This is a genomic window from Cuniculiplasma thermophilum (genome assembly GCF_052315355.1).
Classification (GTDB): domain Archaea; phylum Thermoplasmatota; class Thermoplasmata; order Thermoplasmatales; family Thermoplasmataceae; genus Cuniculiplasma.
Genome location: NZ_JBLSDF010000006.1, coordinates 1 through 21,807 on the forward strand (window position 1 = coordinate 1; position 21,807 = coordinate 21,807).

A 21,807-nucleotide genomic window follows, 5' to 3' on the forward strand; every position below is an offset into this window, starting at 1 on the left:
ATAACGTACAATCTTTCAGATAATCCTTACGTAGTGGATGTTTTCAACGGGAGATCGGATAGCTATGGAATGATAACAGGATATGTCAACAGCCCTTCCCTTCTAAACATAGCACAGGCATGGAGATATGTGGTTCAAAATCAGAAGTACAGAGTATCTTTAATGGAGGAGGCAACCTATTCCTACATAAGAAACAACACATTATACGGTTTTGACTATTTCAACAACATTGAATATTCTCCATTCAATCCTGTATTTAATTCCATCTATTCATTCGAGTCTGATGCAGTAATGAATCCGTTCAATCTTTCAGGCTCACTCTATTTTAACCTATCATCTCCTGTCTTTGAAAAAAGGATAAATGACATAGGATCGGTGTCTGTATTGAAAGAAAAGAGTTTCATAGGGATATCTGGTGGAGGATGGAATGGAAATGGAAACCCGTGCACACCATCTGTTGTTGATAAAACAATCAGGATTGAAACATGGACAGGTATGCTTCCGCTTCTCTATTCAAGCATGAATTTACCCTCAGACTCTGAATTTCTATTTACATCAACAAGTTTTGCATCAACAAGTACCACAATAAGTCCAACTCTAAAATTCAATTCAGCACAGTACACACAGAATCAATCAGGTACATTTCAGTCTACAACCTCATCATACGAGGCAACCTTGCCCTATTCATCCGAAACAGCAATAGACTTTAACGTTCCCGGGGAGAACATGTCAATAAACTACATCTCAAACGTTTCCTTTGAAGCCCTTGAATACAGAGTATACTACATATCCACATACTCCTATAATGATGGTACTTATTACTGTGTTGCAACGCCAGGTCCAACTGTAACCACAATGCAGGTGATTGGGGCGAATAGGCCTCAGATAATGATAAGCGACCTCTACAATGTGGCCAATAATGGGAATGCGTCTAAAAGTGCAGACTATTGGTCAACTGTGATCAATATGCTTGGGATTACTGTCAGTCACTCATATAAACTGGGTGCCGGTCATGTTTACAGCAGCTTGGATATTTCTTATATGGCAAAGGAATCGAACAATGCGAATGACTACCTTCAAAAAGTAGAAGGAGGACTTGCTGTTTTTACTGCAGCTATTGGAGTGGCTTTTGCAATCAACGCAGTAACGGATCTAATACCACTGGCAGGTTCAGCAGAAGACTTAGCTGATGAAGTTACACTTGCCTTTGCAGAGATCGGACTTATGGCATCTATCGCAGCTGCATTTACATCTATGTCAGTTGTTGTGAATGAGAATGTATCATTCGAAACTTTAACAATAGAAAACATAGCGGCAGTAAATAATGGAAGCATTCTTGGTGTTTACCTATATGAATCATCGGACAATGTTCATTTCTATGGAAACTCTGGTGATGAATATTCTTTCAACCCCTCTGTTTCTATTGTAAAGGCCATACCAGTAGGGTAACTCTTCCCTTATCTTTTCCAACATCTTTGCTATGTTATCTCTGTTGGAGACGTCTGCCCGATAAGCTCTGATCCGATCGCCTAGTGAAATGGGAAATTCTGGTAGAGTTTAAATTTAGTTGGCTCCCATAATTGCCCCTTCCTATTCCCTTCCCAGCTCCTGTTACCAATAATGTTATTCCATTGAGTTTAAGGTCTATATTTGGAAATATGTTCATTCATTAGATCTGTTTTCGGTTCTTTTTTGTCAATTTCTTGATAGACGAAAATGCAATGCAGTATGAATACGCTGCCAGCCCAATAACAAATACGGCAAACAGATTAAGCTATGAATCCTGAATGAGATTGAATGCATGGTAGAGGTAATTTAGTCCATAGGTTGTAAACGCTCATTGAAATTTACCTATTTTCGACCATTTAATGGTTCCACTTTATGCTCATTCATTTAACATGATTTGCATCAATATACCAAGTGTTTCAACGATATCTGGAGGTAAAAGAGATCATTCCTAATGAATCCCGTAAATTCCTTACATTTGAAAAGTGTACATTGTTGAATCGATTTTTCAAGAACGATTATAACTAAGGGTTATAATGGTTGAATATGCACAATTGAAAAACGTAATTTCAACTGGTACCATTAATTTACAGATTTTGTATATTTTCCCATAGCCTTTGCATTCTTCCATTGACAAGAAAAGGATTAGGATTTTCACTGCACTTTGAGGCAAGGATTGTGGAGATGTGCATTGATATGCCTGTAATTGTTGTTTCCAGAAGAATGGGAATCAATGAGGATTCCGTGTGGAGAATCCTCAAACATTACATGAATGAGGCGAGAAAGGGATCAGGATATTTTTGAACATTCAGGTACTTTGTGTAAACGCCGATAAAGACTTTCTCATATCTTCTACTGGAAACATATTTACAATGTCTTTCTGAGCAGCTGAAACGAAATCTTTATCTGTTATATATTTACTGAACATGTCAGCAGTATCCTCGTTCATATCAATTGCATTTGTGATGCCTGGGAATATCTATCATGAGGTATCTTCCTATTGATTCTGCATCTATTGTATCATTGGGTGTCTTCCTTATCCTTGATTTCTTCATGCCTCTCACCTCAAGGCCCTTGAGAATTCTTAAAGGGAATCTATCTGTAATCAAATGGGTATATAAGGGAATGTGGTATATTCCTGTTGATTCCATTCCGATCTTCATCAGTGTGATTGTAGATCTGAGCACTCTGATCAGATCAGGCAGTCCCTTGAAGCTTTCATTGCTCTTTTCCTTATTGCTTTTCCTGCATAAAATATTGAGCGTATGATCCATTGCACAATAGTCAAACTTATCCCTGGCCATGTCTATTCCTAAATATACTTTCATTTCATCACCGGTCAGTTTACCTCCCAATCTCTTCCATTCAACCAAAGACCTGTCGATTATACCAAGATTTTACTGCAACATCCCATACGGGTAAAGAATGAAGGAAGGAGAGTTATGCTCCACGAGGATTTATCCGTAAGATCGAGAACGCGTGTCCCTGGCCAAGTATGATCTCACATCCTGTAAAGATAACATACAAGATCAGTACCTTTATATATTGGTTTTTTTAAAATTTTCATGGGGGACGGAAAAAATATTTTCTTAAAAATTCGGAAAATTCTCAACATTTCCGGAAAAAAGAAAAACGCCTTAATTGCCATCGCGATTGCAGCGGTTATGGTGGTCTCCACCCTTGGTGTGATTGCATTCTTGCTTGGGCCAAAACCCGCTTATTATAATCCAGATATTAGTCTGAATGTTAAATTTATATCAAACAACTCTGTTTCATATAATGTGTATTCCCCGCAGAACCCTTTCTTCACGATACATACTCCATTTAACACATACAATATGTCAAACATCACTGTTGACATATATGGATCAATGCCATCCTTTGAAAACTCAGGTGATCAATCGGTGAATGTTACAGGCCCTTTAACAAATAATTCCGTATACTCTCAGGTTTTTAACTCTACAGGTGCAAATTCGAATGGACAGATAACTGGAACATTGAATAATGCATTCCACAGGATCATAATCGAATACAGAAGTATATATACCCTCCCGCAGGAAAAAACCATCTCAATTTCACTGACCATGCAGGCTGATTACCAGTTCATTTATCATGGAAAAATGTATGTTTACACTTACTACAACAACATACCATTCAATCCATGGAGTAATAATTTTGGAAATTCTAGATATGCTCCATACATTTTCAAAGCCATGATTTACTTCGATATGCAGAAGCAACCTATTGTAACTCCTATCAACACCACAAACACACTGGTTTACAAGGAACACCCAAATAGACAGATAGGCGGAGGTGTGTCTCCTCCGAAGTGCAATAATATTGTCAAATCACATGTTTACCAGTACTGGGGGCCACTTCCAATAGTTATGGGAAATATACCTTTGAATTCAACAAGTGTATTCCCATTTGACTACAATATTATTCATGGCAAATACAGCGTTTCATTCAGCAGTTCTGCTGTCACGTCCTCATCAACCCAGGAAGTCTATACACAGTTAAGTTCGAGTGGAAATTCAGCCTGGTCGGATTCTGCTGCTAATTTCGTGTATTCCGGTACACTAAGTGGTATTCCATCAGTCTCAAGCCCCACTTATCTTGAAAATATCAGTATGATTGGGTATGGACATTTTGAATACCAGTTAACTGTCACGACCACTACCTACCTTTTTGTTGACGGATCAAATTGTGCATATGGAAGCACTGCAACAACTGCAATAATAAAACTTATAAACGGTAACAATGGGACATTTGACTATGAAGCAGGGTTTCTCGTGAATCTTTTCAACGTACCGGAAAGTAACAACAGCCAATTCATGAATTATGACTGGAAGCAGTTTTTTGATGCAGGACTGTCTCAGGATGCTTCATATAATATACCTACGGGAAGTTATAAAGATCTGATAAACGTTTCTTTCCTCGCGACAGATTTCCAGACAGCTGCAAGCAAGGCGGTCAATTCCCTTAATAATATGGCATTGCTATGGGCAGGAGTATCCCTTGGACTGACAATTGCTGCCATAATCGCCGCCCCCTTAACTGGCGGGACTTCTTTGCTCGTTCTTTCATTTACTTCTTCGGGCCTTATTACAGGTACTGCTGCATTAGGGACGGCCATTAGTGCAAGTATTATATCATCACAGAACCCCACAATGGAAGTCTCTACTGCAGAGAATAATGTTACAACCATTGAGTTTAGCAACCAGGTATTACCATATGCAACCCCCAATAACATGATCGTGAACCTTTATCAATGTGGAATTCCTGTAACACAGTATATCAATGGAACTCCATATACATACTATATTCAATCATCCTATCTATATGCTTACACATAAGAGTCATGATCATATTTTTCACGACTTCTTATGCCTATTTTCCATTTGGAGAAAGAAAGGAGCACAAATATAGACGGGGGTGTGGTTCGAGGCGTTAACTTCATAGACGTGTATAATAAGGCTGGTTTCATAAAAACTGTTCCTGCCGGTGTGGGAACTGTTGCGACATCCATAATCATGAAAAATTTTATGGCTATTGCCATGAAAAGAGTTGAAGAGGGGCTCAATTACTGACCTACAAATTATAAATAATTAAGGGTCATTGCACTTTCATGTTGGTTCATGGAAAAGGTGTTACATTACCTCACCCGAAATATATGGAATTCCTCAGGTGCTCCTTATTTCTGAATCCATAACCAATCTTTTCTATGAGGGGGATCTTTGAATTGATAACCTCAGCTTAGGAATTGGTTCTTCGGTGGACGAAGTAGTTCATTACATTTTCCAGATTGACTTTTATCATCCCTGCATCATCCATGAATGGTGCTTTCCACAACTCATCTATATTCTCATTCATGAAATACGTCTTTTTCAGCAAGAGATCTTATTTCCTCATATCCTTCCCGGTATTTCTCTTGGAGATTCCCAGATAAATGGAGCGTTATAGGGTGATTTAAGTTCTCTCAATGTCGAAAAAAACTGACATTCTTCCATTGAATAATATATCAAAGCATTGGACAAAATTACCCACATGAAAGTGAGAAGATCCATAAAAATTAAGCAGGAGCTATTCGCACTACATTGCTCCCTCTTATTATCACCGTTCCAAGTTTTTTATTTACATCATTTCCAATTTCATCCACAGAATCCATAACCATATTCATATATTCATCGTAACCGGTTAAGATTCCCTCTAAAACTCTGTTATCCTTCAATAACAACGATACCTTCTTATTTAGATTCTCTTCAAGTATTTTCATAGGCATTATCATTTTCCACACCTCAATTATATTCTTCTTCGTCCAGTTCTTCTTTTCTCATTATGAACTGTATCAGACCCTTGACGACCTCCTTCATATCATCAAGTTCCCTTCTCATACTCACTATCTCCTTGCTCATTTTTTCAAATTCTTTTCCACTTACCCCATTTACCATTCACACCACCAAATTATAATTTGGGTGACCCGTAGTCAGCTGGTACTCTTCTGTTTTCAGTTCTGTCACAGCTTTTGCAGTAAAGATTTCCGTCCTTCATGGTCATATATTCTCTGCATCTGCTGCATCTGGTTAACAGAACTCCAAGGTTCTCTCCATGTATTGTGAGTTCAAGGTTCTGACCAACCCTTATTATTTTAGCTCTTATTATATCTCCTATTTTTACATTTTGGGAGTGTCTGTCATCCATCCCTGATCTTATATAACCATCGGCCTGATAATATATTAATTTATCCCCGAACTTAACTCCCGAAACACCTACGCTAGTTTGACGATTATCTGTACGCAACACCTGTCCATATACAATATCACCAACCTTTGGAACAAATTTCTCTTTGGGTTTTTTCACACCTATTACAAGCCTTTTATCATCCTTCTTAACGTTGCCGAGAACAAGTGATATTACATCACCGTTGACCTCTATGGCATTTTCCCCAGGAACATATTCCTCCGCAGTAGAAAGTTTATCACCAGGAAGGACATATTCTGTTTTATTATCGTTCATTTAAGTTCACTAATTTATGCGAATAATGTAATATCTATTAATAATCTTTTTTCAAGTTTTAGCTATTTTATTGACTGGCTATAATCAGGTTATCTTCCTCCAATCCTATTCAAGGTCAAAGATAATAGAATGGAAATTAATTATTTTAACTGGCTTTCTCATATCATATGGTTAATTTAAATTTCTCAGCCTAATCTTTATTTAAAATCCTGCCATAATGGATGGTGATCAAAAGTCAAAACTTTTTTGCATTTGCAAGAAAAGGTGAAATTACCATTAAGGAGAAAGTAACAGAATTTCCTATGCTATTAGACTCTACGAAGGATATGAAATCAAACTTTGACTCATACGAAATTTTAAACGAGTCCTGTACCCTTTTAAAAATAAAGGTTGGGAATAAAGAGATGGATGTTTGGGAGAGTGAAAACTTCTTCGTGCTAAGGGATACACCCGATTTCATTCTTAGAAGTGGAATGGCAATAAAACAAATACTTGAAGTCAAGAAAAAGCTAGGGGGATCTAAATTGCTCTACATTCCGGGAATATCAGATCCCTATTTAATTCCTATATTTTTCTTTCTCGGAGTAGATGTGTTTGATGACGTAAACTCGAGGATAGACGGTATAAATAAGGTGAAGTATACCATTTTTGGGAGGGTCAAAGAGGATAATTATACCACCGATGCAAATGTGGAATTTATTAAAAATGAACTTTCTCTATTAAGCAAATCCATCGATGATGGCACACTGTTTAATATTGTGGAGCACTCAAATATATCACCAAAGACTATCGAAATTATTAGAAATCTTGAAACGAAATATTATGAAGAGTTTGAATCAAGTTTTCCTAGATATACTCCAAAGATACTGGCAGGAGGCCTTGATTCCCTATCAAGACCAGATGTAAGGCGATTTAATCATTACATTTCAAATGATTATAGAAAAGTGAACAGCGCAAGGATAGCCCTATTTGTCCCATGTTCAGCAAAAAAACCCTATTCAAGTTCAAAGTCGCACAAAAGATTAATTGAGGCTATCCGGCCTTTTAGAAATGTACTGCACGAGATAATTCTTACATCCCCAATATCTGTTGTTCCCAGGGATCTGGAGGATACTTACCCACCAAGATTTTATGACATTCCTGTTACAGGAACATGGTACGAGGAAGAGAAAAAGAATATTAATGGGGTGATTACAAATTTTTTGGCAAACAATCCATATGATGAACTTATATTCTTTTTACCAGAAGATATGAAATTTGTTGAGGACTTCAACTTCAAAAACAGCCATTTTATTCAATGGGACAAGTCCCGAAATGATGAATTTGGTGATCTTATCGATCTTTTGAAAAAAATTGAAGTAAAAGACAGAGAGAAGAGGGATTTCTTAAAGGAGAAATTGATATCCATCGCCTCCTATCAGTTTGGGGGATGGATAAGACCATACCTAATGGGGATGAAAGTAACGAGAATGTTTAATCAATTTATGCTGACCAGTAAGGGTAAGCCTCAATTTATTTTTAATGATGAAATTGGAAAATTGACAATACACAGGGATGCCGCTAAAATATTTTTAGACGCAAATAAGTTTCTAATCGAAATTGAGGATTTTAAACCAACTTCAAATATTTATGCTATGGGAATCCAATCAAGCTCAGAGGAAATAAGGCAAGGTGATGAAGTTGTAATTCATCATAGAGGTCAGGCAAGAGGTGTAGGGACCGCAAGGATGAGCCATACTCAAATGTTAAGTAACAAGAAAGGAATAGCAGTAAAGATGCGAAACTGAATTGCACCTAACTGAAAAGTACCAACAAACTTATAAACGGAGAAAATAATATCACGTCATGGTTGAGGTTAGCCCAAAGTTTTTTCTTGCAATAGCCGTCGCCGCAATTATGATTTTTTCAGGGTTAACGCTTTATCACACCAATTACGATGCTGTCCCCTATGAGAAAATAATTCCTCCCACATTTTTTCAGGGGGAGCAAAAAATGCTCGCATTCTCTCCTTTTGGATCCTCTGCTAGTCCAATATCCAATGCGACAGTAAACATTTACGGATATGTAAGAGATACCGAAGGTACGCCACTTTCCGATCTCAATTTATCTGTTTACATATTTCCATGGGTTGTTCACTTTACAACAGGCATAAATGGTTATTATCACGTGGTTCTCTTGAAATACGGCACATTCACAGCTGGTTATATCAGTCAGGGTTATTCTCCATCACTAAAGACTTTTACAATTTTGAGTGGAAATACACTATGGGAAAACGTAACACTAAGCAAAGCCAAACTGTATAGTGTAACTGGACAGACAGTAAATATTACAAATTCCCCAGTTAATAATGTCAAAATATATATGGTCACATTTTTTGGTCAAACGATTACGGAATCATCAAATGACGCAAATTTTAGTGTTAATTTACAAGATGCCACATATGGTGTTATTACTATAAAGAAGAACTACAACCCAGAGCCAAAGCCCTTATTCTTTAATGTTACCGGATCCCCAATAGATAATCTGAGGCTTGTAATGAATATGTCATCTAACATATCTTTTCTAATCTATGGATATGTTACGAATAAACTTGACCAACCGGTTAAAAATGCTGTTATTTATTCTCAAAATCAACTTGGTCAAATAGATTCAGGAAAAGTGGAAACTAACTCCTCCGGTTATTACAACATAAGTGTACCTGCAGGTTATGATGAAATAATTGCCAATGGGCCAAGTTCCGGACCTTTTTATCAAACAAATAATTCACCTGTGCTGATTGTAAATAGTAACAAGGAATATAATTTCTCAATGACTGCCTATGATCCCTTTACTCTTACCCATACAGGACCAACTGGACTGGGATTCTTGCCATCATTTGAGACAAGTTCTGCATCTTTGTATTTCAAGAACAATCTGTCCGGAGTCAATTATGTTGAGTCAAACCCATCGGGGCAATTAACTCTGACTGCCTCTAACATATTCTATAATACCGCCATTGGAGATAAATTCATGAAACCTCTGAAGGGAGTTGTAGCCGTTGATGTACTTGGTACCATATTCTATAAATCCATTGAGTTTTCAGAAGCAAATGGAACCGCCATCGTACCGTCGTATTATGATGCACACTATAAAATGATGATATATGTTTATGGTTTCTATCCTGTATATTACAATTTACCAATGTACACAAATACCATGTCTGTTAGTTTAACTCCTATGCCTGGTCAGATTTACTCCATAAGTGAGAATATAACTGGATATAATTACTCATACTATGAAAATGGGGAACTGATAACTCCACTATTGCAATACCCAAATCTTACACTTTATGAAAATAATATAGTTGTTAATACCTCCTTTTATAGCGATTATTTTTCAAATTTAAACGGTAAAATTCATTTGAAGAGAACTTTTTATTACTTCATAGACACACAACAAAACTACGAGGAAAATTTCACCTTAAATACATCTGAAGTTGGTTTTCAGGGTAAAAATTATTCTTTCAGTGTGGATAGCCTCAAAGCAAAAAATTTGACTTTAAATATCACATTAAACGCCTCAAACAGCATAGGATACAATTTGACAAGGGTTAAATTCAATACTGCACCTGGTGTCAATTCGACCTATCTTGGAGGATTTGAATTTAAAGGAGGTATACTAAACGATACCGGGACTTCCAATAATAACAACACGGGTAAAGGAGTATACTATATTCACCTCTTATTCAATGGGCAATTTAATAAAAACATTTCAGAGCCATTTGCCATTTATGCCAGAGAAGATGGATTTGTTTATTCCGGTATAGTCTACGCAAAAAATTCTGTGATTGTTTTAAATACTAATTTTACTGGGTTCGATGGAGCAGGACTTTCCTTGTACGTTGTTTCTCAAAATTATACGGGATCAGTGGTTAATATTTCAAAATCGGGAATAAGGGTAGTATCAATTGAACTTAAAGTTAGAGACCTCACGAGAATCACAATAAGTACTTCCAAAACGCTTTATAGAATTTATGATAATTTGGTGCATTATAATTCAGCATATTCAACTTTCACATATCTAGGAATGCTAAGGGTAGGTGGATATTCTTTGCCTCTCAATTATACTACCTATCTTGTCACATATTATTATACAAATTATACATATAATCTTCCAGTAAACGTAACTTATACCGATAAGATCTCCTATGCGAATATAGATTCAGGTTTTTTGAACAATTCATCGGTGTTCAGTACTTTCGTAAACTCAGAGAAAAATCTTTATCTCAATATATCCAGTTATGGGACCATATTGAACATTTCAACGCCAATAAATTTAACGATATCTGAGTTTCAGGGATCAGATCACTTAACTTCCTATACAATATCAGCCAGTAAGGAAAGATTGTTGGAACCTTTAAGTATATTGAACATCTCCCATTTTGGTTCAACAGGATATTATGAAATAGAAAATGGTACACAGAGTATTACTACAAAATCTTTCGCAATTTCTCAGGATGAACCGCTCGCAATGGAATATGTAAATATTACTCCGGGAGAAACGGAATTTAGACTTAACAGTTATGCTAATGGAATAATATCAAACTCATCTGTGCTTATCAATTCTGGCAGGGTGTTCTTGGAAAATATGACATTTTACAATTCAACAGTCTCTAACGGTCAGATAGCTCAGGGAGGCCATTATTACGTATCGGAAAATTCTGTATTGACAATAGGAATCAAAAGCTATACATTTACAGGAACAGAATACGTTATAAGCAATTTGCAGTATCCTTACCCTGGAGGAAACATAATTATTACCTTAAAAATATATTCTGGAACGCCAGAGACTCTATTTGTGATAGGGGGATATCTGATACCAAGCAACAATGTATATTCAAGAGGGGAGTAAATGGTAGAACAACAAAAAGAGAATGATAATGGATCAATGGATGAAAATGAACTGATGAAACTTCTTGCGGAGGATCAGGCCAAACCGAAGAAATGGTCACTATTTGGAAGGAAGAAGTCTGAACCTCAGGCACAAAAGGTTGTGGAAGTAAAAACCATAGCAGATATTCCGCCAATAAAGACTGTTAGAAGATATACTTCTGAGAACGATATGGTAAGAGCTGCCATAGAAGGGAAATCCTTCGCAGAAAATGATATTAAAAGGTCATTTTCCGTTAATTTTAACCCGAACTACACCACTTTGTATAACATATATAGAGTGTTCAAGGAGAGAGACAGCGAAATTACTAATGATATTTTAGTTGACAGAGAAACATTTATTCTCCAGACTGCCACAATAAAACCGGGAAATACCCAGAATGATGAGAATCTACTTGGTGCCCTTCGGAAATTGGCAATGTACATTTTTGACGTTTACGATAGAGCACGGTTTGCAAAGGACGTAAATCTTACAGGTGATGAGATAGTTAAGAAACTGACAGATATTTACAACTATCTGGATGTTAAGGAGCTATATTATCCAGATTCCAGGAATAAGAGGTAAAATGTTTCTTCCGACTCCTACTCTTACAGGATTTATAGATTCAATTGAATCTGATCCTTTGAATACACTTAAGTTTTTGATACCATCAATTATTGTGATATTTTACTTCCTTGTATTGAAGGTTGCATCAGTTCGAAACAAGACAGACAGAAATCCTGATCTGAAGCAGGAAAAGGAGATATTTAAGGTGCCTAAGGACTATCTAAATATGGAGATGGTGTATGTGGAAAAATCTGACATTGAGCATGTTTCTGACATTATATTGAAGAGCAGCAGGAAGGTAAACATAATAACTAAAAAAATTAAAAGCGAGTACAGGAAATACAAGAGAATAAAATACAGAATAACGTTTGTTCAATCTGAGAAAAGAAAGAGAGTCTTAGAGAAGAGACTGAGTGATATTACTGAGGGTATTTTGAAGGATTACAAGGAAATAAGGAATTCAATGCTGGAATTAGGTGATGAGAAATAATAATGGTGATATGAGCATGGTGGAAAAGAATACTAAATTGGATCTGAATTATGTTAGGAACACGGTTAAGGCTATATCTGATGAGATAGGCACGAAGGTTATAGGTGCAAATAATACAATCAAATTCATGTTTATCTCGATTATAAGCAATAATCATATTTTGCTGGAAGGCGTTCCTGGGCTTGCAAAAACAATGTTAGCCAATGAATTTGCATCTCATCTAAAAATGCAGTTCAAGAGGGTACAATTTACTCCGGATATGCTCCCATCAGATGTAATGGGCAACATAGTGTTCAATCTAGAAACAAGAAAGATGGAGTTCAGGGAAGGACCCGTGTTTACTAACGTGATGCTTGCAGATGAAATTAACCGAACACCAGCTAAGGTTCAGTCCGCCTTGCTGGAAGCCATGGAAGAAAAACACGTTTCAGTTGGAGGAAACACATACAATCTTCCATCTCCGTTCTTTGTAATAGCCACTCAAAACCCTATCGAGCAGGAGGGCACATTTCCAATTGCAGAGGCCCTTATGGATAGGTTCCTTTTCAGGGTGATACTTACCTACCCAACCAGGGGTGATGAAATAAGGATACTCAATAGAGATTTCAGGAAAACTGAAACTCAGACTTACATAGAACCAGAGACGATTCTAAAAATGAGAGAGTATGTTAATGACGTTTATGTTTCTGCTGACGTAAAAGAATACATGGTTGATCTGATGCGAAAGACCAGGGAAAGCAATAAGATCTACGTTGGGGCAAGTCCAAGAACCACTGCTAAGCTTCTTACGGCAAGCAAGGCGTGCGCTTTGGTTCACGGCCGGGATTATGTTGTTCCTGAGGATCTGAATTATATAGCGCCATTCCTCCTAAACCACAGACTCATTCTAAGGCCAGAGGCCCTAATAGATGCCTCAGACAGTGGAGTAGATGCTGCATTTAAGGTTATTGATGAGATAATGGGAGAGGTGCATCAACCCAGATGATCAAAAAGAGGGCATATGCGATCCTGAGTTTTCTTTTTTTGGGGCTTCTTGAGTCATATGTATATGGTCTCTATGGTTATGATATTCTATCTTTTTTCTTCATAGTTCTCATACTCTCAATGAGCATTGATATTATCCTTTTAAACACAACCACTTTTAAGGCGATGAAAAAACTGAAGGTTAAAAGAGTGATGGGAAAGTCTGAAATGAGGAAAGGGGACAGAGTCAAGATAGAATTACAATTTTTAAATGAAAGCCGTAGGACCTTAAATTTTGTTTATTTCGACACTCTTCTTGATGTTTTTGAGTTAGAAGGAGAATACACTTCAAGAGTAAGTCTTAAGCCTGGGGGTAAGATAACTAAAATCTATTACATTTCACCACAAGCAATAGGAAAATACAATGTTGGACCAATCAAAGTTATAGCAAATGATGGTCTTGGAATGGCCTTTGTGGAATTTTATTCCAAAAAAGTTGACGTGGCAAAGGTGGCCCCATCTGCAAAGGATGTATTTACTCAAAGGAGCGAAAGGGTGAGTAATCTTAGATTTACCACCGGTTTGCACATTTCGAGAAAGGCAGGGCAGGGCTATGATTTCTTTGGAATAAGACAATATAACGATTCTGATGATATGAAGCACGTTGCATGGAACAGATATAATATTTATGGAAACGACGATCTTTTCGTTAAGGAGTGGGAAGAAGAAAGGCATATAGACGTCATTTTGGCACTGGATTACAGTGAAGGTAGTAATATTGGATACGGCAATTCAAGAATGTACGATTTCATGATATCCAGTACAATTAACTCAGCTAATGTCATATTAAAAAACCAGGACAGAATAGGGTTTATAGTTTTTTCAAGTGATTATAACATTTACATAGAACCAACAGGAAGAAAGGATTCAATTGAAAAACTTCAAAAAACAGTGTCTGAGATAAGACCATCTGGCACCTTTTCAATCGATTCCCTGAACAGGTTTATTAAAAGTAAGGTCAAGAAGAATGCGCTTATAATAGTCTATGCCTCACCAGGATACGGTAAATTTAAGGGTGTAGAGGATAAGAATTACATACGCTTGGACAAACAGGAATATTACTACATAATAAATCCCAGGGGATTTTACACTCAGCCTTCATCAAATGTATTAAAGGAATACGAGATCTCACTTTTTAAATTTGAAAACAAGGCCATAGATTTTAGCGTAAAAACATTCAGGTCATTTGGAATAGTTGCTAAGGATGTTTACAAAGAGAGACTACTAGCTACAACACTTTCCGATTACATATCCGGAAGGAATGAAAACAGGGGTGCATGATGGAAAAGGATAAATTCATAAAACACGGATTAAATTTTCTGATTTTAATTCCATCCATCACAATGTTTATTTACGAATTTAAAGGGGAGTACAGTTATTGGGATTCACTCTGGATCCTTTTCTTTATTCTCCCTTTAGTTAAATATATATCGCCTATGAGAATAAGGAAACTAATATATCCTATTGCTACAATCTTAATACTTTTGTATGTACTAATTTCTGAACTTATTGTGATATTGCGTTTCTCGTTCATACTTTCAAGTTATTTTACTTTTCCATTAAATAATAGAACCATAATCCCGCTCTCTTTTACCATATCTTCAGCCATAGCCTTTCCATTCATAGTTGAAGGCATCATGAGTAAAAGTCCACAAGGGGCACTCGGATATCTCATAGGATCGTCAATATCCACAATATATTTTATTACGGCTCTTTCACTTTCTCCTCTTTTTAACAAAGGGTTCTATTATTCCTATGACATAACAGGAATACTGATATACTACAATTTATACACTTTGGCCTCAACAGGGACAGAGAGCATTACATATCTTCTCAAACCAGTATCATTTATCGAGAATATCCTATTAATTACATTTCCCATTTCAATTGTAGGCTTCATTGGAAGGCTCTATATTGAGAGCGATAAGGTAAACAGGCAACCTGTTGAATATATGGCCTATCCCATTCTTATGGGAAGTTTAATTGCCCTGTTTCTCACAGAGTTAACAAATGTGATTTCTGGAACTTATTACGGTATTCTAATAACCGCTGCCTTTTTAGTAGGCACGGTAATGTATATGAGAAAGAGCGATAAAAAAGATAATTATGAAATAGGTACTCTGGAATAGTATGTTGGAACAGCTTACTTCCATTAATTCAGTGAATATTTTCGACTGGGAAACGGGTACAGCCAGAAATGTAGATATAGAGATCGCTAATGGAAAAATTAAATCCATCAGGGACAGTGAAGGTGATTCGCAAAAGTACATAATTCCAGGGTTCATAAATACTCATTCGCACGTAGCCATGTGGAGATTCAGGGGTCTCCTGGATGATATGGATCTGGAGATGTTTCTTGAAAAGACGTTTAAACTGGACAGTGGAAGGTCCAGGGATGACATTTATTTCAGTTCTGTGGCAGGTATCTACGAAATGCTTATGAATGGTATAACATCTTTTATGGATTTATACTACTCGGAAGACATTATTGCAGAGGCTGTCAGCAAAATGGGAATAAGAGGTTTTTTATCCTGGGTAACTCTGGATAAGGATAAAACAACACAAGAAGGCAATCCAATGGAAAATGCCGAATCATTCATCAACAATTTTTCAGGAAAGAAAGAGTATGGGTTGGTATATCCTTCCTTGGGAATTCAGGGCGTGTATGTTTCATCCATGGAAAATATGATTATTGCAAACCAGATTTCTGAAAGATATAACTGCACACTTCATATGCATCTGGCAGAGACAAGAATGGAAGTATATGACTATATGGATGCAAATGGCAAAAGGCCAGCTATTGATCTTCTAGATCACAATGTAATAAATGAAAGAACAAACATGGCGCACTGTGTATGGTTGACAAAGGAAGAGATTGAAAAGATTGGAAAGGTGAAGGGCAATATTTCATGGAATTCTGTAAGCAATCATAAATTGGGAGTAGGGGGTGTTCCTGCAATTCCGGAACTTCTGAAATCCGGAGCAAACATTGGAATCGGAACAGACAGTAATGGGAGCAACAATTCACTGAACATTCTTGAAACTGCTAAGAATGGTGCGCTCGCAATCAAGAACAATCGTTGGGATCCTTCACTTATCAACTCAGATGAAATATTCAAAATGCTCACAGTATGGGGTGGGAGAAGCACAGGAATGAAAAAGTTAGGAATGATTGAGGAGGGCGCACCAGCTGATTTTCTCATAATAGATGGAGAGCACTATTCCATGAATCCAACTAAAGGTGCAAATTTTATTAACGATGTCATTTACAGTATGTCACCATCTGCAATAAGAGACATTGTAATTAATGGCAATTATATCAAAAGGAATTTCAAAGTGGATGCAGATATTGAAAATGAATATAAGAGAGCTGTAAAATGGATCAGGAACAACTTTTAATTAAACCCTGATTTTATAATTTCGCAGCCAGCCAAGATCACTGTTGTAAATTCCACGTATATCCTTAAGCTCATTGTAGAGCATTGCCAATCTTTCAAGCCCAAGACCCCATGCAACCACTGGGTATTTTAGGCCAAGTATTTCCCTCACTTCCTGTCTTATAACTCCAGAACCGCCCATTTCAACCTCTTTTCCATCTATGTTAACAATAACATCCATACTTGGTTCTGTATACGGATAATAGGAAGGCACAAGTTCTATGCTCTTAAAGCCAAGAGATCCATAAAATTTCTTCATTACCCATATGAGTGTTTGAAGATTTGCATCCCTGCTATATATGGCGCCTTCAACCTGGTGAAATTCGGCCAGGTGTTTCCAGTCCACACTTTCATGTCTGAAGACTCTATCCACTGAAAAGACAGCCTTTTCAATATCAGGTTCCTTCCACAGGGCCCTCATGGAACTTGCAGTAGTATGTGTTCTCAGAACAGTCTTCGTTGCCTCATTTATGGACCATTCAAATCCCCATCCTTTGTGTCCCTCAGTTCCTTCTCTTTGTATTTTTCCGGCCCTCTCAAAAAGTTTCAAAAGCTCTGGGTCAGGTTCTTCTCTGTTCTTCCTTTCAATATAAAATGTATCCTGCATATCCCTGGCAGAGTGGTTTTGCGGAATGAACAGGGCATCCATATTCCACCCCGTATATTCTATGTAGTCATCCCTTACCTCCGTAAAGCCAAGTGAGGAAAATATTCCCCTTATCTCATCAATCAGAAGGGTCAAAGGATGATATCCATTTCTTTCCTTTTTTTCTCCCGGAAGATTCAGATCATATGCACGAAACTTATGGTTTCTGAATTCACCACTTGCTATCATCTCTGGAGTAATTTCACCAATAGTTGCCGAACCATCCTGGTCTCCGATTGCCTTCTTTCCACTCTCAGTAAGGGTTAAAAGTCTGAATTTTCTCTGTCTTTTCTCTATTAATCCGGATCGTTTCAAAAGATTCTGAAGTTCGGAATTAAGCGAGTTTTCAACATCTTTACCGGAAATTATTTCCTCCAAAATTTTCCTTCTTTTTGAAATTAATTCATCTATATCTTCCCTATTTCCATAAATCATCATTCCATTATCGGGCTTCAGCCCCATCTTTGCCAGTTGTGAAATTGCTATCTTTGAATCAGCATCTCCCAGTTCTCTTCTAAGATCTATAAGACTTATTTTCCCATTTTTCTTAAGTAAGGAGACTGCCCTCTCCTCTGGGAATCCTTTTTGAGAATAAATTAAAGCTTCCTCACTCGGAATGTACTCATTTCTTTCATCATAATTTACGCTTATTAGTCCTTTTTTCTCAAGCCATGAAACGGCACTTCTGATCGTTTCAGGGCTTTCCCCATCTTCAATAAGTGTATACTCAGGTACATCTTTTCTATCGTCGATCATTTTCAATACTTTGAGTTCACTTTCGCTTAAATCCACAGCCTGTTAGGAGTTTGTCATTTAAAAACTTTATACTGACATTTTTTAATTAAAATTATAACTACTCTTTGTATCAGCTGTTGAATTGAAGGAAATTGAGCTTGAGAAGGGAGTATACATAACGGATCTTTACTGTATATATTTATCAGATATTTCAGCAGTAGTTATTTCAGATTTGCATCTGGGGTTCGAAGAGGAGATGAATCTAAATGGTTTATTCTTGCCAAAACTTCAGAGAGATCACGTTGAGGGTCTGGTTCAGAAAATTATAGAGCGATATGAACCTGAACACATATTCATAAATGGTGATTTTAAACAGGAATTTAGAAGAAATCTCCCTCAGGAATGGGAAGATGTTATACATTTTATTGATCGTTTCTCCTCTCAAACGGATCTTATATTTATAAGGGGTAATCATGATAACTATCTTCAGGCAATTTTAAGTAAAAGAGGTATAAATGGTCTAGATATTTACGAAGACGAAAGATATTACATATATCACGGCGACAGGGATCTTGGAATCAAAAAGATAACAATATTAGGTCACGAACATCCATCCATTGTCCTTAGGGATCGTGTCGGAGGAATATTCAAGCTTCCTGCTTTTGTGTATGGTCCCGAAGAGCACATTCTTATAACGCCTGCTATGAGTTTTTTCTCATCTGGTACAGATATAACTCAGTCCCTGCTGAGTGATGATCACTTCACTCCTGCCCTCAAAAATGTTAAAGATAAAAAATTCAGGGCATTTGGGATAACTGATGACTTCGGGCTTGTTGATTTTGGGTATCTTTTGGATCTTCAGAAAAGAAATCTTTCTGATCAGGGTCGTCATCCGTAATGTCCCAGACGGAATCGAGAAAATCCCTGACACTTTCAGTTTTTCCCTCACGTATCATTCTCTTTAGAGTTAATGTTTGAGGTGCCAGAATCTTATTGATAAATGAGTTCCCCATGGCAAGGAGTGTTTCATTGGGATCATGACCAGCTTCTAATGCAGAATTGTATTTTATAATTTCTTCATTTAATATTTCTCTCGCCTTACCGTAAATGTCTGAAATGTACCACTCAATCTCTCCTTCGGCAATCTTGGTATATATCTTATCCAGTTCCTTTTTGATTATCTCTTCGGCCAGAACTATATCCTTTTCCTTCCTCTTCCTGTTCTCTTCCATTATCTGATTGGCCATATCGAGATTAAGTAACTCAACTGTTGGATTTATGAAGTTTTCATCAATGTTCTTTGGATTTGAAATATCAACCAATAGAATTTTCTTATTAATTTTTTCAATCTCTCCCTTATCTATAAGCACAGTTTTTGAAGTTGTTGCCGTGATGATAACATCACTTTCGTCTATTATGATCGGAATATCAAGTGTTTTTCTAAAGTTTACACCAAAGAGATCGGCCAGTTCCTTTCCCGCTTCTTCATTTCTTCCATATATTGTAATTATGGCATTTTCCTCTTTCTTTAGATATTTTACAATGGTTGCAGCCATTTTTCCCGTTCCCACTATTCCGATGTGCTTACCATTAATAAGACCCCTCTTGCCAATCTGGTCTATCATTATGGATGGAATGGAAACCTTGCCGTGGGATATTTCCGTCTTTTCTCTTATTTCTTTCCCTAATTTTATGGCCCTGTGAAATATCATAGATAAAAACTTGTTACTTCTGCCCTCTTTAATTGATTTTTCCATGGCCTCCTTTATCTGTCTCAAAATTTCATTTTCGCCCACAGACATGGATTCGAGGCCTGCGGAAACTCTCAATATGTGCATTATGGCAGCGTCACCCCTTAGGAATTTAGATCCCGGGAAGATATTCTCATCATCAAAAACCACATCTGCATCATAGTAAATTTCAAGTCGGTTGCACGTTCTCAAAATTATTCTCTTTTCCACGTTTTTTGTTGACAATCTGGATTGAATTTCATCATCGTCAAGCTTCAGTACCTTTTCGAGTGAATTGTCGCCACCCCTGAAATCCCACATTATTACCTTCAAGTCAGAAACTAACACATAACCCCCTCTCTACTTCATCGAATAAACCTGTATTCAAAATGGGCAATTAAGTTTTTACATTTCTTCAACTGAATTCTGAGTACCTAATAATCATTTAATATTGATTATTAATTCTATGCTTGAACAATTGTAATTTATTTCATTTCCCCTAGAAAGTTAAATCTATATTTTGAACATATACCTTTGAAAAAGTTGCATGAAACCGATTTTTTAAAGAGGATTTTAAATGACAACTCTTACAGAGAAAGTGAAGATATTGTAATAGATCGGATCATAGAGATGCTTAGGAGAGGTTTCTCTGAAGATAAGATAAGGCACACACTAAGATTAAATGTTGAATCGAAGTATGATTTGATAGAATTTGCAAAGGTTAGAATTAAAATCAAGGATAAATTTACACGAGGCAACAGGCTATGGATGGATAAATACTCTGCCTCCTATTCAACTCCTGAGCTATCCGGAATTTACAGGGCAAAAAGACTTTCAGGGAAAAATATTCTAGACATAGGTTCAGGTGCCGGTATGCAGTCAATTTTTTTTTCAAAGTATTCTAGGACAACTGGAATAGAGAGAGACACCAGGCGTTATCTGATGTCTCAGATAAATGCTGAAATATACCAATCAAAGGCCAGATTTCTATTTTCAGACTTTAACAATCTCAAGACAAATGATCTGAATTTTGACACGGTTTTTTCGGACCCCTTAAGGGCTAGCTCAACAAATGAAAGAACTCTGGAAGCTTTGGAACCCAATCCTATTATGATACTGGAAAAATTCCATGCTTACAATCCTCAATTTGTATTTGACCTCCCACCTATGATAGGAAAGGAGAAGTTAAACAAGATGCAAGGCGAACTGGAATACATGTCTATTAATGGGTCAATTCACAGACTTACAAATTATGGTAATGGTGATAGAATTTACTCTGCTGTAATGCTCCCTCAGGAGAGGAGATATTACTCAAGGAATCTTGATAAATATGTTAAAAATGGAGCGTGGTCCGAGATTCTTTTTATTCCAGACCCTTCCTTGTTTTATGCAGAAATTGAAGATCAGTATTGCAGAGATAACAGTATGCATCTTGTTCAGAGAGAAAAGAGAAAGTCAATATATGCTGCAAATATGCTATTTGACGAACCCATGGGGGAGTTTTTTGAAGTAGTAAAAATTTCAGATTATGAAAATATTATAAATTACCTTAAGGAGTCAAATTTTGGTAGGGTATTCCTCAGATACGATTCAAAGGATTATTACAAAGAAAAGATGGAAATAGAAAGAAATCTATTTGGCAATGAAACATGTTACATTTTTAAGATAGGTAACGAATATGCCTTATGCAAAAAGATACAACCTTAAAATATAAGTTTATACAAAGTTTACTGAATATTTTTTATATGC

At 36.7% G+C, this 21,807-nt stretch carries 20 protein-coding genes; 14 read left to right on the forward strand and 6 right to left on the reverse strand.

Going from position 1 to position 21,807, the window contains the following annotated elements:
* Positions 1–1,449, forward strand: a 1,449-nt coding sequence (locus ACNF42_RS01575) for a hypothetical protein (RefSeq protein ID WP_443338168.1), incomplete at its 5' end; no start/stop codon positions are given.
* A 687-nt stretch (positions 1,450–2,136) separates the two neighbouring features.
* Positions 2,137–2,310 (forward strand): helix-turn-helix domain-containing protein, encoded by a 174-nt coding sequence (locus tag ACNF42_RS01580; RefSeq protein ID WP_443338171.1) that lies wholly within the window; start codon positions 2,137–2,139, stop codon positions 2,308–2,310.
* 146 nt (positions 2,311–2,456) lie between these two features.
* Here the strand turns inward: ACNF42_RS01580 and ACNF42_RS01585 are convergent, their stop codons facing one another.
* Entirely contained in the window at positions 2,457–2,834 is a 378-nt protein-coding gene (locus ACNF42_RS01585; RefSeq protein WP_443338173.1) for an IS110 family transposase, read from the reverse strand.
* A gap of 237 nt (positions 2,835–3,071) precedes the next feature.
* Here ACNF42_RS01585 and ACNF42_RS01590 point away from each other — a divergent pair, with 237 nt between their 5' ends.
* Both ACNF42_RS01590 and ACNF42_RS01595 read left to right on the forward strand, forming a co-directional pair.
* Entirely contained in the window at positions 3,072–4,862 is a 1,791-nt protein-coding gene (locus ACNF42_RS01590) for a hypothetical protein (protein ID WP_443338175.1), read from the forward strand.
* A 45-nt stretch (positions 4,863–4,907) separates the two neighbouring features.
* A complete protein-coding gene (locus ACNF42_RS01595) occupies positions 4,908–5,096 on the forward strand; it encodes a hypothetical protein (protein WP_443338176.1) in 189 nt (62 codons plus the stop codon).
* Between the two features lie 482 nt (positions 5,097–5,578).
* Here the strand turns inward: ACNF42_RS01595 and ACNF42_RS01600 are convergent, their stop codons facing one another.
* From ACNF42_RS01600 to ACNF42_RS01610, 3 genes are read right to left on the reverse strand one after another with little or no spacing between them, the layout of a single operon-like run.
* A complete protein-coding gene (locus tag ACNF42_RS01600) occupies positions 5,579–5,794 on the reverse strand; it encodes an LSM domain-containing protein (protein WP_443338178.1) in 216 nt (71 codons plus the stop codon).
* Between the two features lie 10 nt (positions 5,795–5,804).
* The gene (locus ACNF42_RS01605) at positions 5,805–5,957 is read right to left on the reverse strand and encodes a hypothetical protein (protein WP_443338181.1); all 153 of its coding nucleotides are present in this window, start codon (positions 5,955–5,957) and stop codon (positions 5,805–5,807) included.
* Positions 5,958–5,970: 13 nt separating this feature from the next.
* Positions 5,971–6,522 (reverse strand): exosome complex RNA-binding protein Csl4, encoded by a 552-nt coding sequence (locus ACNF42_RS01610; RefSeq protein ID WP_443338183.1) that lies wholly within the window; start codon positions 6,520–6,522, stop codon positions 5,971–5,973.
* Between the two features lie 224 nt (positions 6,523–6,746).
* Here ACNF42_RS01610 and arcS point away from each other — a divergent pair, with 224 nt between their 5' ends.
* Genes arcS through ACNF42_RS01650 form a run of 8 tightly spaced genes read left to right on the forward strand, consistent with a single transcriptional unit; the run spans position 6,747 to position 16,909 of the window.
* Positions 6,747–8,309, forward strand: coding sequence for an archaeosine synthase subunit alpha (gene arcS / locus ACNF42_RS01615; RefSeq protein ID WP_443338185.1), 1,563 nt, complete (start codon positions 6,747–6,749; stop codon positions 8,307–8,309).
* Between the two features lie 58 nt (positions 8,310–8,367).
* Complete coding sequence (locus tag ACNF42_RS01620) at positions 8,368–11,412, forward strand: hypothetical protein (protein WP_443338188.1); 3,045 nt, start codon at positions 8,368–8,370, stop codon at positions 11,410–11,412.
* Positions 11,413–12,015, forward strand: a complete 603-nt coding sequence (locus ACNF42_RS01625; protein WP_443338190.1) for a hypothetical protein — start codon at positions 11,413–11,415, stop codon at positions 12,013–12,015.
* Between the two features lies 1 nt (position 12,016).
* Entirely contained in the window at positions 12,017–12,487 is a 471-nt protein-coding gene (locus ACNF42_RS01630) for a hypothetical protein (RefSeq protein WP_443338192.1), read from the forward strand.
* Positions 12,477–13,472, forward strand: coding sequence for an AAA family ATPase (locus ACNF42_RS01635; RefSeq protein WP_443338278.1), 996 nt, complete (start codon positions 12,477–12,479; stop codon positions 13,470–13,472). Before ACNF42_RS01630 ends, ACNF42_RS01635 begins: the two co-directional genes overlap by 11 nt.
* Positions 13,469–14,791, forward strand: coding sequence for a DUF58 domain-containing protein (locus ACNF42_RS01640; protein WP_443338194.1), 1,323 nt, complete (start codon positions 13,469–13,471; stop codon positions 14,789–14,791). Before ACNF42_RS01635 ends, ACNF42_RS01640 begins: the two co-directional genes overlap by 4 nt.
* Entirely contained in the window at positions 14,788–15,639 is an 852-nt protein-coding gene (locus ACNF42_RS01645) for a hypothetical protein (RefSeq protein ID WP_443338196.1), read from the forward strand. The genes ACNF42_RS01640 and ACNF42_RS01645 overlap by 4 nt, the downstream gene beginning before the upstream one ends.
* 1 nt (position 15,640) lies before the next feature.
* Entirely contained in the window at positions 15,641–16,909 is a 1,269-nt protein-coding gene (locus ACNF42_RS01650) for an amidohydrolase family protein (RefSeq protein ID WP_443338198.1), read from the forward strand.
* Here ACNF42_RS01650 and pheS read toward each other — a convergent pair whose 3' ends face one another.
* Entirely contained in the window at positions 16,910–18,385 is a 1,476-nt protein-coding gene (gene pheS, locus ACNF42_RS01655; RefSeq protein WP_443338200.1) for a phenylalanine--tRNA ligase subunit alpha, read from the reverse strand.
* 85 nt (positions 18,386–18,470) lie between these two features.
* Here pheS and ACNF42_RS01660 point away from each other — a divergent pair, with 85 nt between their 5' ends.
* Positions 18,471–19,226, forward strand: a complete 756-nt coding sequence (locus ACNF42_RS01660; protein ID WP_443338202.1) for a metallophosphoesterase — start codon at positions 18,471–18,473, stop codon at positions 19,224–19,226.
* Here ACNF42_RS01660 and hemA read toward each other — a convergent pair.
* The gene (gene hemA / locus ACNF42_RS01665) at positions 19,126–20,406 is read right to left on the reverse strand and encodes a glutamyl-tRNA reductase (RefSeq protein WP_443338204.1); all 1,281 of its coding nucleotides are present in this window, start codon (positions 20,404–20,406) and stop codon (positions 19,126–19,128) included. The genes ACNF42_RS01660 and hemA overlap by 101 nt on opposite strands.
* Positions 20,407–20,601: 195 nt before the next feature.
* Here hemA and ACNF42_RS01670 point away from each other — a divergent pair, with 195 nt between their 5' ends.
* Positions 20,602–21,765 carry a class I SAM-dependent methyltransferase gene (locus ACNF42_RS01670; protein WP_443338206.1) on the forward strand — a complete coding sequence of 388 codons (1,164 nt, stop codon included), beginning with the start codon at positions 20,602–20,604 and terminating at the stop codon, positions 21,763–21,765.
* The last annotated feature ends 42 nt before the right edge of the window (positions 21,766–21,807 follow it).